At 64.0% G+C, this 13853-nt stretch carries 13 protein-coding genes; 4 read left to right on the top strand and 9 right to left on the bottom strand.

Going from position 1 to position 13853, the window contains the following annotated elements; genetic code table 11:
* Nucleotides 1-2 precede the first annotated feature (2 nt).
* Nucleotides 3-1985, bottom strand: coding sequence for a flavin-containing monooxygenase (locus K5X80_RS05680; RefSeq protein ID WP_222559873.1), 1983 nt, complete (start codon nucleotides 1983-1985; stop codon nucleotides 3-5).
* Nucleotides 1986-2312: 327 nt separating this feature from the next.
* On the opposite strand from K5X80_RS05680, the gene K5X80_RS05675 reads away from it, so the two are divergent.
* From K5X80_RS05675 to K5X80_RS05665, 3 genes are all read left to right on the top strand, one after another.
* Nucleotides 2313-3491 (top strand): acyl-CoA dehydrogenase family protein, encoded by a 1179-nt coding sequence (locus K5X80_RS05675; protein ID WP_261390649.1) that lies wholly within the window; start codon nucleotides 2313-2315, stop codon nucleotides 3489-3491.
* Nucleotides 3492-3570: 79 nt separating this feature from the next.
* On the top strand, nucleotides 3571-5448 hold the full coding sequence (locus tag K5X80_RS05670; RefSeq protein WP_222559872.1) for an ABC-F family ATP-binding cassette domain-containing protein: 1878 nt from the start codon (nucleotides 3571-3573) through the stop codon (nucleotides 5446-5448).
* Nucleotides 5449-5457: 9 nt separating this feature from the next.
* Entirely contained in the window at nucleotides 5458-5928 is a 471-nt protein-coding gene (locus tag K5X80_RS05665; protein WP_222559871.1) for a GreA/GreB family elongation factor, read from the top strand.
* 53 nt (nucleotides 5929-5981) lie between these two features.
* Here K5X80_RS05665 and K5X80_RS05660 read toward each other — a convergent pair whose 3' ends face one another.
* The 7 genes from K5X80_RS05660 to K5X80_RS05630 form a co-directional block, all read right to left on the bottom strand.
* Nucleotides 5982-6242, bottom strand: a complete 261-nt coding sequence (locus tag K5X80_RS05660; RefSeq protein WP_222559870.1) for a hypothetical protein — start codon at nucleotides 6240-6242, stop codon at nucleotides 5982-5984.
* 11 nt (nucleotides 6243-6253) lie between these two features.
* Nucleotides 6254-6925: a spermidine synthase gene (locus K5X80_RS05655; protein WP_222559869.1), complete on the bottom strand. Its 672-nt coding sequence runs from the start codon at nucleotides 6923-6925 to the stop codon at nucleotides 6254-6256.
* A gap of 79 nt (nucleotides 6926-7004) precedes the next feature.
* Nucleotides 7005-8783 carry a DEAD/DEAH box helicase gene (locus K5X80_RS05650; RefSeq protein ID WP_222559868.1) on the bottom strand — a complete coding sequence of 593 codons (1779 nt, stop codon included), beginning with the start codon at nucleotides 8781-8783 and terminating at the stop codon, nucleotides 7005-7007.
* A 55-nt stretch (nucleotides 8784-8838) separates the two neighbouring features.
* A complete protein-coding gene (locus K5X80_RS05645; protein ID WP_222559867.1) occupies nucleotides 8839-10014 on the bottom strand; it encodes a BaiN/RdsA family NAD(P)/FAD-dependent oxidoreductase in 1176 nt (391 codons plus the stop codon).
* Nucleotides 10015-10096: 82 nt separating this feature from the next.
* Nucleotides 10097-10354 carry a hypothetical protein gene (locus tag K5X80_RS05640; RefSeq protein WP_222559866.1) on the bottom strand — a complete coding sequence of 86 codons (258 nt, stop codon included), beginning with the start codon at nucleotides 10352-10354 and terminating at the stop codon, nucleotides 10097-10099.
* 227 nt (nucleotides 10355-10581) lie between these two features.
* The gene (locus K5X80_RS05635; protein WP_222559865.1) at nucleotides 10582-11352 is read right to left on the bottom strand and encodes an SDR family NAD(P)-dependent oxidoreductase; all 771 of its coding nucleotides are present in this window, start codon (nucleotides 11350-11352) and stop codon (nucleotides 10582-10584) included.
* Nucleotides 11353-11383: 31 nt separating this feature from the next.
* Nucleotides 11384-12454, bottom strand: a complete 1071-nt coding sequence (locus K5X80_RS05630; RefSeq protein ID WP_222559864.1) for a Rieske 2Fe-2S domain-containing protein — start codon at nucleotides 12452-12454, stop codon at nucleotides 11384-11386.
* Nucleotides 12455-12600: 146 nt separating this feature from the next.
* On the opposite strand from K5X80_RS05630, the gene K5X80_RS05625 reads away from it, so the two are divergent.
* On the top strand, nucleotides 12601-13380 hold the full coding sequence (locus tag K5X80_RS05625) for a helix-turn-helix domain-containing protein (RefSeq protein ID WP_222559863.1): 780 nt from the start codon (nucleotides 12601-12603) through the stop codon (nucleotides 13378-13380).
* Between the two features lie 38 nt (nucleotides 13381-13418).
* Here the strand turns inward: K5X80_RS05625 and K5X80_RS05620 are convergent, their stop codons facing one another.
* Complete coding sequence (locus K5X80_RS05620; RefSeq protein WP_222559862.1) at nucleotides 13419-13841, bottom strand: DUF6841 family protein; 423 nt, start codon at nucleotides 13839-13841, stop codon at nucleotides 13419-13421.
* Nucleotides 13842-13853 lie beyond the last annotated feature (12 nt).

Raw genomic sequence — 13853 nt, 5'->3', positions numbered from 1 at the left:
CCTCAGATCGACAGCGGTTCGATCACGCGCGGCTTGCGCTCCGGCGCGCCGGGGCGGCGTTCCAGCTTGAGGTGTTCGGTTTTGGGTACGCGCGTGTCGTGCCACACGGTCGAATTGTGGCGCGGCGTCGCCAGCACGATCCGCCCGCTGTCGTCATGGCGGTAATAACCGTGCGCGGCGCCCTTGCGATACCACGCGGTGTCCTTCAGCGCCTCCTCGGTCCAGGCGTTGTAGGCGCGGCAGGCTTCTTCATCGGCTTCCACCGCCGCGTAATCGCCGTTCACCATCATCTGCAGCAGTTCGATGATGTAATGCACGTGCTGTTCGCCCAGCACGGCGTGGTTGGCGGTCAGGCCCGTGTTCGGCCCGGCGGTGATGAGGTAGTTGGGGAAACCCGGCACCAGAATGCCTTCGTAGGCTTCGGGATAGGGGGTGAACGCATCGCGCAGCGTCTGCCCGTTGCGGCCCGTGATGTTGAGATCCTTGTACCATTCGAGGTAGAAACCCGTCGCCAGCACCACCGCATCGCAGGCGATATGCGTGCCATCCGCGAGGATCACGCCCGTTTCGTCAAACGCTTTCAATTCGCCTTCGACGAGATGGACGTGTTCCTTCTTCAGGGCATCGTAATAGCCGCAATCGAGGATCGGCCGCTTGGCATAGAGCGGATACGGCGGCGTCAGCTTGCGGACCATCTCCGGATCGTCGGGGAACTTGCTTGCCAGATAATCGAGGCTCATCTTGGTCACGGCATCGTTGAGCGGGCCGAAACCGCCCGTCTTGTCGTGCCATTCCTGATCGAAGCCCATCATCCCGCGCATATCCGTCAGCGCGCTGACGAGGCTCTGCATCCGCTTCCACTGCGTGACGTAGGGGATGTTTTCCATCGCCCAGATTTCCAGCGGCGGCACCGGGGCCAGCGCCTGCGGGTTGGGAATGATATAATCGGGCTGGCGCTGCACCACGGTGACATCGGCGGCCACTTCGGACAGCGCGCGGGTCAATTGCACGCCGCTGCACCCGGTGCCGACGATCACCACCCGCTTGCCCGTCAGATCGACGCTTTCATCCCATTCGGCCGAATGCATCACCGGGCCGGAGAACTTCTCCCGATCCGCCGCATCGGGCCAGCGCGCCCGCGTCAGCATGCCGAGGCACTGGATCACGGCATTGGCTTCGTACACGACTTCCTGCCCATCGCGCACGGCCTTCACCACCCATAGCTTGCGCGCCTCGTCCCAGGTCGCGTCGGTCATCGTGGTGTTGAGATGGATATTGTCCCGAATCCGGTGCCGGTCCGCGACCTTTTCCAGATATTTCAGGAACTCATCCTTCATCGGGTAAAATTTCGTCCAGCTCGGATTCGGGTCGAACGAGTAGGAATAGAGAATGCTGGGCGTATCCACCGCCGCCCCGGGATAACGGTTGATCGACCAGGTGCCGCCCATTTCGTGGCGGCTTTCGATCACGGTGTAGTTGAAGCCCGATTGCTTCAGCTTCACCGCCGAATTGATCCCGACCATCCCCGCGCCGATCACCAGCACCTTGAAATCGGGCGATGGCATGACATCCTGCGGCACGATCCGCGTATCGGTGACGAAACCGCCATGCTGGCGCGCCACTTCGAACGAGGCTTCGGGCAATTCCATGCCCAGCGCGAGCTTGAGCATTTCGCGGAACAGGCCCGGCGCCGGTTCGTCCAGCAGCACTTCCGGCTTGCCGCCGCGCAACTCGTTCAGCAGCATGCCGCGGATTTCCGCCACCACGGCGGGGTCGGCTTCCTTGTGCTCCGTCTCTCCGAAATCGACGAAGGCTTCGCGCTTCTGCTCCTGCGTCCCTTCCAGCAGGGGGCCATAGCGATGCAGCAGCATCTGGTCGCCGGTGATGTGAATCAGGCTGAGCAGCGCGACGATCGGGTCCAGCTCGGCCACCGCGGCTTCAAGCATACTGCTGGTATCCGCACTTTCTCCTGCGGGATTGTACATGCCGGTATTCTCCTCGTCCCAACGGTGTGGGGTTTTCTCGATCTTGAAAGTAAGGAACAACTCACTTCATCCATCGGCATAATCCAACCGCCGGGACGCTGCAAACGCTATCTGGCCGGATACCGGGCCTGTGCGGCAGACCGCCGCGTCATGATGCACGGGCGGCACGGCATAGGGGCAGAAGCATGGAAGCCATTGGCCTGCCCCCGCCAAACAGCTATGGCGCAGCGCGAATCCCTAGCTTGCGCCATGTCAACGATCCGGCACCGGCGCTGTGACAGGATGGGCCGGAAGCCCGCTCATAACACATTCGGTAGAGGACGCCCCATGACCAATCCCGCCATTTCACAGCGCGCCCAGGATATTGCGCAGAAGGTCGAAACCTTCGTGCGCGAAGTCGTCGTGCCTTACGAAAAGGATCCACGCCGCGATCATCATGGTGCGCCGCTGGATGAACTGGTCATCGAAATGCGCGAAAAGGCACGCGCCGCCGGGGTGTTGACGCCGCATATCCTGCCCGACGGTTCGCACCTGACGCAGCGCGAAACCGCCGTGGTCCTTATCAAGTCGGGCCTCTCCCCGCTCGGCCCGCTGGCCTGCAACACCAACGCGCCCGACGAAGGCAATATGTATCTGCTCGGCCATGTCGGCAGCGACGATCTCAAGGAACGCTTCCTCAAGCCCATGGTCGAAGGCAACGCCCGCTCCGCCTTCTTCATGACCGAACCGGCCGACTGGGGCGGCGCCGGGTCCGACCCCTCGATGATGAAGACCACCTGCGTGCGCGATGGCGATCACTGGGTGGTCAACGGGCGCAAGGCGTTCATCACCGGCTATCACGGGGCGAAGATCGGCATCGTCATGGCCAAGGCCGACGAAGGCGCGTGCATGTTCCTGGTCGATCTGCCCGATCCGGCGATCAGCATCGAAACGATCCCCAACACCATCGACAATTCGATGCCCGGCGGCCATGCCGTGCTGACGCTGAACGATCTGCGCATTCCCGCCAGCCAGATGCTGGGGCAAGCGGGCGAAGGGTTCAAGTACGCGCAGGTGCGCCTGTCCCCCGCCCGCCTGTCGCACTGCATGCGCTGGCTCGGGGCCTGCATCCGCTCGCACGAGATCGCCACCGATTATGCCTGCCGCCGCGAAGCTTTCGGCAAGGCATTGATCGATCATGAAGGTGTGGGTTTCATGCTGGCGGAAAACCGGATCGACCTGCAGCAGGCCGAACTGATGATCGACTGGTGCGCCACCGTGCTCGACACCGGCTCGCTCGGCACTGTCGAAAGCTCGATGGCCAAAGTCGCCGTGTCGGAAGCGCTGATGCGCATCGCCGACCGCTGCGTGCAGGTGATGGGCGGCAAAGGCGTGACCGACGATACGATCGTGGAGCAGGTGTTCCGCGAAATCCGGGCTTTCCGCATCTACGACGGCCCGACGGAGGTCCACAAATGGAGCCTCGCCAAGAAAATCAAACGGGAATGGAAGGAAGCGCAGGGCTGAAGGCGAAACTGGCCCGGCCCCGCAATGGCCGGGCGCCACCTGCTTTCGCGCCTATGCCTCTGCTGCTAGACGCACTTTTATGCTTAATCTGAATGGAATTACCGTCCGCCTCGGCGGCCGCGCGATTATTGAAGACGCCACCGCCATGCTCCCGCCACGCGGGCGCATCGGCCTTGTCGGGCGCAACGGCGCAGGCAAATCCACGCTGATCCGCACGATCACGGGCATGATCGAACCCGATACCGGCACGATCGCGATGCCGCGCGGCGCGCGCATCGGCTATATCGCGCAGGAAGCCCCGGCGGGCAAAGGCACACCGTTCGAAACGGTGCTGGCCGCCGATGCCGAACGCACCGCTCTGCTCGCCGAAAGCGAAACCGCCACCGATGCGGCCAGGCTGGCCGATATTCACGAGCGGCTGATCGCCATCGATGCGCATGCCGCCCCCTCGCGCGCGGCACGCATTCTGGTCGGCCTCGGCTTCGACGAGGAAGCGCAGCATCGCCCGCTCGACAGCTTTTCGGGCGGTTGGCGGATGCGCGTGGCGCTGGCCGCGCTGCTGTTTTCCGAACCCGAACTGCTGCTGCTCGACGAACCGTCGAACCACCTCGATCTGGAGGCGGTGCTGTGGCTGGAGGATTTCCTCAAGACCTATCCCGCCACGATCCTGCTGGTCAGCCACGAGCGCGATTTCCTCAACAACGTGGTCGATCACATCCTCCACCTGTCGCACGGCAAATTGCAGCTCTACCCCGGCGGATACGACGCGTTCGAGCGGCAGCGGGCGGAGCGGCAGGCCCACGCCGCCGCCGCGCGCGAAAAGCAGCAGGCGGAGCGGGACAAGCTGCAAGCCTTCGTCGACCGCTGGCGCTACAAGGCGACCAAGGCCAAGCAGGCGCAAAGCCGGGTCAAAGCCCTCGCCCGATTGCAACCGATTGCCGAAATCGTCGATGATCCGACGCTCAGCTTCGGCTTCCCCCTGCCCGACGAACTGCGCCCGCCGCTGATCACGCTCGATCTCGCGGCGGTGGGCTATGGCGAAACGCCGGTGCTCAGCCGCATCAATCTGCGGATCGATCCGGATGACCGGATCGCATTGCTGGGCCGCAACGGCAACGGCAAGACCACCTTGGCCCGCCTGCTCGCCGCGCAACTGGCGCCGATGGAAGGCGCGATGAACGCCAGCGGCAAAATGCGTGTGGGCTACTTCACCCAGTATCAGGTGGAAGAACTGCACGCCGATGAAACCCCGTTCCACCACATGAACAAGCTGATGGCGGGGGCGACGCCTGCCGCGGTGCGCGCGCAACTGGGCCGGTTCGGCTTTTCAGGCGACAAGGCGACGACCGAGGTCGGCAAGCTGTCGGGCGGCGAAAAGGCGCGGCTCGCTCTCGCGCTTATCACCCGCGATGCGCCGCATATGCTGATTCTGGACGAACCGACCAACCACCTCGATGTCGATGCGCGCGAGGCGCTGATCCAGGCGCTCAATGCCTACACCGGGGCGGTGGTGATCGTCAGCCACGACCGACATATCCTGGAAATGACGGCGGACCGGCTGGTGCTGGTCGACAAGGGCACCGCGAAGGAATTCGACGGCACGATCGACGATTACATCGCCTACGTGCTGGCGAAGGACCCGCCAGCCGGCGCCAAAGATGACGCCCCGCGCACGCCCAACAAGAAGGACCAGCGCAAAGCCGCCGCCGATGCCCGCGAAAAGAGCCAGCATCTGCGCAAGCAAGCCAAAGCGGCGGAGGCGGAACTGGAAAAGCTGTCGGCGCAGCTTACCACCATCGATCAGGCGATGTTCGATCCCGCGGCGGCCAAGCCGCCGTTCGCGAGCCTGACCATGACCGAACTGATGCTGCGCCGCTCCGAAATCGAAAAGAAGATCGCCGCCGCCGAAACCGCCTGGATGGAAGCGAGTGAAGCGCTGGAAACTTTCAGCGCGTAAGGACTGACGATGAGCGTGGCATTTCGCCGGGATGGCGATGAAGAACATCTCGAACCCAAGTTCGAAATCCCCATCCCGCCCGGCCCCAATCGCGTCACCGCGCGCGGATTGCGGCTGATCGGGGAACGGGTCACGGAACTGGAAGCGCGGATCGCGGCAGGCGGCGAAGAAACCGCCATCGCCGCGTTGAAGCGCGATCTCCGGTATTGGCAAACCCGGCAGATCACCGCCGAACCGGTGCCCGCGCCCGATGGCGAAAAGGTGGAATTCGGCACCAGTGTCACTTTCGCGCTCAATGGCAAGCAGCGCACGCTCGTCATCGTCGGCGATGACGAAGCCGACCCGGCTAGCGGGCACATCGCCTTTTCCGCCCCACTCGCCCGCGCGATGATCGGCGCGGAAGTGGGTGAATGCGTGGCTTTCGGCGGGAAAGAGGATGCGATCGAAGTGCTGGCGATTGCGGTGGCGAGGGAGGAATAAACCAGCCCATCATTGCAAGCCCAAGGGGCGAAGCAATGACGGAGGCTTACCGCCTATTCCTCCTGCGCGCGTTCCATCATTTCCATGAAATTGCGCGCGCTGTTGCGGTCGTCCTCGTTGTCGAAGGCCACATCCAGATCGGGCGCCGCGCCAAACATGTGGAGCAGCGTCCACAGCGCGAAGCGGCGGGCGCGATCTTTCTCCATTCCGAAATCGACCTGCATCCGCTCCACCCCGGCCTCAAGCGCGGCAGGCGGCAGCGACGCCAGATCGTCAGTGGCGAAATAGCGGCGCAGCTGATCGTCGAAGTCCATCGCGTGTTCCTTCAGGCAGGGGTGGCGAACCAGATCACGTGCATCGGCCCCTTGCCGTTGCTGCGCGCGCGGACGCCCACTTCGTCCACCACGAACCCGGCTTTCTTCAGCCGTGCGGTAAAGGCCGGGTCCTTGCCCGCCGACCATACGGCCAGCACCCCGCCGGGGCGCAGCGCGGCCTTCGCCGCCGCAAGGCCGCGTTTGGAATAGAGCCGGTTGTTGTCTTCACGCACCAGCCCATCGGGCCCATTGTCGACATCGAGCAGGATCGCATCGAAATCGCCCGGCCGCGCTTCGATCACATCGCCGACATCGCCCATCAGCAGAGTGACTCGCGGATCGTCGAGACAGCCCGACATCAGGTCCGCCATCGGCCCGCGCGCCCAAGCGATAATTTCGGGAACGAGTTCGGCCACAGTCACTTCCGCATCGGGCCCCAACACCTCCAGCGCGGCGCGCAACGTGAAACCCATGCCATAGCCGCCGATCAGGATACGCGGGCGTTTCACCCCGGCGATCCGCTGATGGCTTTGCGTGGCCAGCGCGATCTCGGAGCCGCTGCGGCGCGTGCTCATCAGCTCGTTATGGCCCATCACGATCATGAAATCGCGATCATGGCGGAAAAGCTTCAGTTCTTCCCCGCCCGGCACTTGCGCCGTGCCCAGCAATTCGCGTGCAATCATTCCATCGGCTCCTGTCGGGCCTCGCGCGGTCCCGCTGCCCTCGCACGGGGAACGCGCCTCCGCAAGGCGCTATCCCGCTTCAGTACTGGTCCGCGCGCGGGCCCTTGCGCCCGCCGGGCTTGCCTTTCCCGCCCTTGGGCCCGCCTTTGTACGGACCACGGGGGCCACGCAGGCCGCGCTCGTCACGCACGAACTGCTTGCCATCGCGCGGCGGGCCCTTGCGGCGGTTTTCACGCGCCACTTCGCGCGGCGCCTCGGCCGATTCCTCGATCAGGATCGGGTCCTCATCGCGTTCTTCCTTGGCCGTCCGGCGCACGGCGGCGGCGACTTTGGATGCAATCGGGCGCGGCACCTGGAAATAGGTTTCGTTGCCGGTGATGCGGATCGCGCCGATTTCGTTGCGGGTGATGTGCCCGCGGCGGCAGATCAGCGGCAGAATCCAGCGCGGCTCCGCATTGTGCTGCCGCCCCACGTTCATGCGGAACCATACCGTATCCTCGAAGCCCGCCCGATGGCGATCCTTCTTGCTCGCATCCCGCGCTTCGGGGGTGTTTTCGATCAGTTCCTCCGGCTGCGGCAGAGCGGAACGATGGGCATGGACCAGCGCCATCGCGATCGCTTCGGGCGAGCGTTCGCCCATCAGCCGCTGTGCCAGATCGTGATCTTCCTCGTCGAATTCCACCGGCTGGAGCAGCACCTGCATCAACCGTTCGCGATCCTGTGTGCGGATCTCCTCCGGCGTCGGCGCATTCACCCATTCCGCCGCCACGCGCGCATGGCGCAGCATCGATTCCACCCGGCGGCGGCGCGGATAGGGCACGATCAGCACCGCCGTGCCCTTCTTGCCCGCACGCCCGGTGCGCCCCGAACGGTGCTGCAAGGTTTCGGCATCGCGCGGGATTTCGACATGGATCACGAGGCTGAGCGTCGGCAGATCGATCCCCCGCGCGGCCACATCGGTCGCCACGCAGACCCGCGCCCGCCGGTCGCGCAGCGCCTGCAAGGCGTGGTTGCGTTCCGATTGCGAATGTTCGCCCGACAGCGCGACGACCGAGAACCCGCGCTCCTGCAAAGTGGCATGGAGATGGCGGACATTGTCGCGCGTGGCGCAGAACAGCATCGCCGTTTCCGCCTCGTGATAACGCAGCAGGTTGACCACCGCATTTTCGATGTCCGAGGGGGAGACGGTGATCGCCTGATAGGCGATATCGCCATGCCCGCGTTCTTCGCCGATGGTCGAAATGCGCAGGGCATCGCGCTGATAACGCCGCGCCAGCGCCTCGATCGGGCGCGGCATGGTGGCGGAAAACAGCAACGTGCGCCGTTCCGCCGGGGCCGCGTCGAGAATTTCCTCCAGATCTTCGCGGAAGCCCATGTCGAGCATTTCGTCCGCTTCGTCGAGCACCGCCACGGCCAGTGCCGAGAGATCGAGCGCGCCGCGTTCCAGATGATCGCGCAGGCGACCCGGCGTGCCGACCACGATGGTGGCCCCATGGTTCAGCGCCCGCCGTTCCTTCGACGGGTCCATCCCGCCCACGCAGGTGGCGATCCGCGCCCCGGCCTTGGCATAGAGCCAGGTCAGTTCGCGGCTCACCTGCAAGGCCAGTTCGCGCGTCGGCGCGATCACTAGCGCGAGCGGCGCCGCCGCATAGGGCAGCCGCCCTTCATCGCGCAGCAGATCGCTCGCCATCGCCAGGCCGAAAGCGACCGTCTTGCCCGAACCGGTCTGCGCCGAAACGATCAGATCGCGCCCGGCGGCCTCCGCTTCCAGCACGGCGGCCTGAACGGGGGTTGGCGCGGCATAACCGCGTTCGGCGAGCGCATCACCCAGCAGGGAAGGAATAAGGGGAAAGGACATCGAACTCACAATCGCTTGGTTCGGCATGGGAAATACCGGACAGGGGAGAGAAAAATCAGAGGGCTTGCGCGGCCGCCCAGCCGCTGGCCCAGGCCCATTGGAAATTGTATCCGCCGAGCCAACCGGTCACATCGACCGCTTCACCGATAACATAAAGACCGGGCACGCGCTTGGCCTCCATCGTTTTGGAGGACAATTCCGCCGTGCTGACGCCGCCGATGGTCACTTCCGCCTTGGCGAAGCCTTCGCTGCCATTGGGAACGAAGCGCCAGTCGGCCAGGCGATTTTCGGCATCGCGCAGCGCCGCATCGCTGAGCCCGGCCAGCATACCGCCAAGCGCCAGCCGCTCCGCCAAAACAGCGGCCAACCGATCCGGCAGCGCATCCTTGAGCAGCCCCAGCAGCGTCGCCCGGGGCTTGTCCTGCTTGGCCCCCAGCAGCCAGCCGGTGCCCCGCCCCGGCAGGAAATCGATCCCGATCGGATCGCCCTTGCGCCAATAGGAGGAGACTTGCAGAATCGCCGGGCCGGACAGGCCACGATGCGTAAACAGCGCCGCTTCGCGGAACGAAGCCTTGCCCGCGCGGGTGATCACATCGGTGGCGACACCGGAAAGATCGCGGAACAGCGCCTCCTCCCCGCTCAGCGTCAAAGGCACCAGCGCGGGGCGCGGTTCCACCACTTTCAGCCCGAATTGCCGGGCAAGATCGTAGGCAAACCCACTCGCCCCCATTTTCGGGATCGACGGGCCGCCGGTTGCGATCACCAGTGCGGGTGCACGGAACCGGCCCTGATCGGTGGTGACGGTGAACAACCCATCGGCATGCGCCACATCGGTGATGGTATGACCACAATGGACAGTGCCGCCGCCTTTCGCCACTTCATCGCCCAGCATGGCGACGATCTGCCGCGCGGAGCCATCGCAGAACAGCTGGCCCAGCGTCTTTTCGTGCCAGGCGATGCCGTAAGCCTCGACCAGCGCAAGGAAATCGGCCGGCGTATAGCGGCTGAGCGCGGACTTGGCGAAATGCGGATTGGCGGAGAGATACCGATCCGGCGCCGTGTGAAGATTGGTGAAATTGCACCGCCCACCGCCGGAAATGAGGATTTTCCTGCCCGGCTCGTCCGCCGCTTCGATCACCGCGACACGGCGCCCGCGCTGGCCCGCCTGGGCCGCGCACATCAGTCCCGCCGCGCCAGCGCCGAGAATTATCGCATCGGGATTTTCGCTCATGTCCTGCGCGCGCGCCTATCCGCGAAAGCGCGGCAATAGGCAATCGGCAAGTGCGATTGCTGCTCACAAAGTGAGAGAAATCTCAGGCGGCGGCGAAGTGTTCGACGATCCGCTGTTCGATGGGATGGACGAAACGGATGCGATAGCAATCGCCGCAGCGCTCATCCGCCCGGGCATCGATCGGGCCGATGGCGCCAATGAATATGCGCAATTCGCTGCCAGCGGGCAGATCCGGACTTTCTCCCGCGACGAGGCAATCCGCACAGGTCAGATTGACCACGCGCACATCGTGATACGAGCGGCCCGCATCGACATAAGTGCCCGGCACATTCATTCCCAACTCACTTCCATTCCTTGCGCGAAAATGCGCAGCCCATTTCTAGCCGGACAACCTTGCTCAAGGCTGTCCGGTGCCCGGCATGCGGGCGCCTTAGGGTCAGGATGTGACGATGGTGCGACAAACGGACGGGGCGAGGCCTTCATGGCCCCGCCCCGCGTCAAACCGCTCTGAAAAGGCGGTCGGTGAACTGGCAGACGGTGGCCGCCGATGCGGCCACCGATGGCGCATCAGACGCCAAAACCGCCCGCGACCGAAATGGTCTGGCCGGTGACATAGTTCGCCTTGTTCGAAGCGAAGAACACGGCCGCCTGGCCGATATCTTCCGCGAGGCCCCAGCGCTTGATCGGCAGCATGGCCTTGACCGCGGTTTCCCACGCTTCGTCGAAGTAGCCTTCTTCCTGGCCGACTTTGAACTGGCCCGCGTCGATCACGCCGACGAGAATCGAATTGGCGCGGATTTCGTTCACGCCTTCTTCCTTGGCGATACCCTTGATCAGCGCTTCGTTGCAGGCCTTGGGCGCGACCGACAGGCCATCGAGATGCGGCCACCAGTCATGCCCGGCCGAACCGAGGTGAACGAACGAACCGCCGCCCTTGGCGCGGAAATGCGGAATCGCGGTGTGCACGGCGTTGTAGAAACCGAACGCTTCGATTTCCATCGACTGGCGGAACTGGTCTTCCGTCCAGTCGGCCAGCGGCACCTGCGCCACGATCGGCCCCGCACCCCAGACGATCGAGTGAATCCGGCCATGTTCGGCGATCGCGGCATCGATCCCGGCGACCACTTCGGCGCGGTTGCGCACATCCATCTGATGGATTGACGCTTTCACGCCCAGCGCACGGATCGCCTCGGCGGTGGCTTCGGCGACTTCCTTCTTGCTGCGATAACAGATCGCGACATTCGTTCCGGCCTTGGCGAACTCCATCGCCACGCCTTTCCCGATGCCGCCGCTGCCGCCGAAAACCATCACGGCGCCTTCAGGGAAATCCTTGCTCATTCACATCCTCCAAAAAATTGTCGGTACAAAATCATTCGGCCGCCAGCGGGGCCCGCATGCTGATCCCTTGCGTATCGTGCGCCCCGTCTGCGCGTGCCTGGAACTCACTCGCCCGCGCACGTGGGTTGTAGAACTGGCGATACCATGCACGGCAACGATGGAAAGGGCCATCCCCCGGCATACGCATAATCTGCACGGCGGGCGCTTTCGACTGCCAGATTGCGAAATCCTGCGAGAATGCCGCAAGCCCGACGTCATGATATTGCTGGTTTATGGCGATATCTTCCACGCTGGGCGGCGAGGCGTGGGCCCTCGTCAACAATCCGTGCCACACTTGCGTCACCCCGTCCTCCTTGGGCGTGTGGAAGACAAGCTGCACTGCATCGGTATCACCGGCATAGCGCGCCACCAGCAAGCCGGGCCCCTGATAGAACGCGTCCACGTCCATCACGCCTTCGTCGGTGGCAACCATGGTTTCGTGCCCACCGCCCGAATATTGCCGTCCGATCACCCCGTCGAACACGGATTCGAAATAGGCGATCCGCTGGCCATGGATCGGCCCGAAATGCCGCGCATCGACCAGATTGTCGGTAATTTCCTGCGGATGGACCGCCAGCGTGCCGAGATCGTCCCAGTCGCAGCGCATCCACGCAGGATCATCCCATTCGCCGATCTCGGGCAGATCGAAATCGGGCGCCTGCTCTTCCGGGTCATGCCAGGCGAAGATACAGCCGAACCGTTCCTGTGTGGGATAGGCGCGGATCTTGGCCGCGGGTGGAATCGCACCATCGAAATAGGGAACATGGTTGCATCGGCCATCCGGGCCGAAACGCCACCAGTGATAGGGGCATCGGATCGATTCTCCTTCGATCCGATGTGCGCCCTCGGTGGAAGTCTGCTCCGCCGCGAGATGCGCTTTCATGTGCGGACAATAAGCATCGAGCAGGTGGGGTGCGCCGCTTTCCCCGCGATAGAGCGCCAGATCGCGACCGAACATGCGCAACGCCATCGGCACATTGCCCAGATCGGCGGAGCGCGCAATCATGAACCACCCGCGCGGAAAGGTGAATTCGCCAAGGCCGTATTCGGCTGTTCTTGCCATCGTTTCCACTCCCGACTTGCGGGCCCTGCTGCCCGTCTGGCTTGCCTTCTTGTTCGCCGCAGTGGGGTGGATCAATCGCCCTTCTGGATTGACGATCGTTTTATGATACAAATCTATCGAATATAGATAGATTTGGAAATTTGACGATGAGCGAGCGCCCCGGTGTGGCCGCGATCCTTGCGGAACTGCGCGGAGAATTGAAACGGCAGGGGGTCAGGATCGGCACATTGGCCCGGCAACTGGAAGTGGCCGAGCCGACGGTCTGGCGCTGGTTGCGCGGCGAAGGGCTCAGCCTTGCGCGGCTCGATCAGATATGCGCGCTGGCCGGGCTGGAAATGCGCGATCTGGTTGGCCGCTCACGCGGGCCGGAACAGGCCATGTTCACGCTGGCGCAGGAACGCGTGCTCGCCGCCGACCGCGTGCTGGCACTGGCCTTCTTTGCGATCCTCCACGGCGCGCAGCGGCAGGACCTGGAGCAACAATTCGGCCTGAGCGGCGAACCGCTCGACACCTGCCTCGCCCGCCTGCACCGGATGGATCTCGTCGATATCGCACCGCATGGGCGGCTGCGCGCCCGCACCCGCAAGGCGGTGCGCTGGCGGCGCGGCGGCCCCTTGTCCGTGGCGTTCGAGAAGACCGTCAAACGCTTCTTCATCTCGATGGATTTCGGCGCGCCGGAATCGCGCTACGTTTCCGACATGGTGCGGCTGAGCGATGCCGGGCGGGCGCGGGTGCAGGCCCTGTTCGAAGCACTGCGCGACGACATCCAGCTGATCTGCGAACAGGATCAGGCCGCCCATATGGAAGCCTATGACTGGAGCGCGATCCTGATGCTGGTGCGCCCGCTTGATCTGGAGGCGATCACCCGCGAATGGCGCGCGCCGCAAGAGCCGGAAACGAGACAGGCCGGCGGTAGGCCGACCTGATCGTTGTCCTTGCGGGCCCGGCTACTGCCGGGCTGCGTTCAAAGGCTGTAGAAATCCGGGAAGCGCGCCAGCAGTTCACCGATTTCGTTGTCCGAAATATTGAATTCGAACCCTTCTTCGTCACCCCGGCGGCGATAGCCGTAAACGTTGGTCCACTTCCAGCCGGGCGCGCCGTTGCTCGGGAACACTTCCCAGGTGATATGGCACAGCGCCGCGCCGTCCGACACCGGCACGACCTTGTAATTGGTGATGCGGATATCCGAACCGACCCCGGCTTTTTCGAACCGTTCAACCTGATCGGCGCAGGCGGCATCAGCCTCCTCGCGATCTGTAAAGCTGTGAACCTGCCCCATCGTGAACGAATAGTACGGAAACACGTAGTGCGAAGCCAAAGCGCGGCCATCCTTGGCCGCCATCGCTTCGTCATAGCTCCGGCACAGTGCATCCGGGCCTTTGATCATCCCCCATCTCCT

The sequence above is a fragment of the Caenibius sp. WL genome, assembly GCF_019803445.1.
Classification (GTDB): domain Bacteria; phylum Pseudomonadota; class Alphaproteobacteria; order Sphingomonadales; family Sphingomonadaceae; genus Caenibius.
The sequence above is the reverse complement of the archived record's forward strand: the minus strand, read 5'-3'. Positions and strand labels throughout refer to the sequence as shown.

What these genes read in the sequence shown, in the direction of transcription:
- K5X80_RS05680 (WP_222559873.1), bottom strand. Translation starts at nt 1,985, where the DNA reads ATGTACAATCCCGCAGGAGAAAGTGCGGATACCAGCAGTATGCTTGAA.
- K5X80_RS05675 (WP_261390649.1), top strand. Translation starts at nt 2,313, where the DNA reads ATGACCAATCCCGCCATTTCACAGCGCGCCCAGGATATTGCGCAGAAG.
- K5X80_RS05670 (WP_222559872.1), top strand. Translation starts at nt 3,571, where the DNA reads ATGCTTAATCTGAATGGAATTACCGTCCGCCTCGGCGGCCGCGCGATT.
- K5X80_RS05665 (WP_222559871.1), top strand. Translation starts at nt 5,458, where the DNA reads ATGAGCGTGGCATTTCGCCGGGATGGCGATGAAGAACATCTCGAACCC.
- K5X80_RS05660 (WP_222559870.1), bottom strand. Translation starts at nt 6,242, where the DNA reads ATGGACTTCGACGATCAGCTGCGCCGCTATTTCGCCACTGACGATCTG.
- K5X80_RS05655 (WP_222559869.1), bottom strand. Translation starts at nt 6,925, where the DNA reads ATGATTGCACGCGAATTGCTGGGCACGGCGCAAGTGCCGGGCGGGGAA.
- K5X80_RS05650 (WP_222559868.1), bottom strand. Translation starts at nt 8,783, where the DNA reads ATGTCCTTTCCCCTTATTCCTTCCCTGCTGGGTGATGCGCTCGCCGAA.
- K5X80_RS05645 (WP_222559867.1), bottom strand. Translation starts at nt 10,014, where the DNA reads ATGAGCGAAAATCCCGATGCGATAATTCTCGGCGCTGGCGCGGCGGGA.
- K5X80_RS05635 (WP_222559865.1), bottom strand. Translation starts at nt 11,352, where the DNA reads ATGAGCAAGGATTTCCCTGAAGGCGCCGTGATGGTTTTCGGCGGCAGC.
- K5X80_RS05630 (WP_222559864.1), bottom strand. Translation starts at nt 12,454, where the DNA reads ATGGCAAGAACAGCCGAATACGGCCTTGGCGAATTCACCTTTCCGCGC.
- K5X80_RS05625 (WP_222559863.1), top strand. Translation starts at nt 12,601, where the DNA reads ATGAGCGAGCGCCCCGGTGTGGCCGCGATCCTTGCGGAACTGCGCGGA.
- K5X80_RS05620 (WP_222559862.1), bottom strand. Translation starts at nt 13,841, where the DNA reads ATGATCAAAGGCCCGGATGCACTGTGCCGGAGCTATGACGAAGCGATG.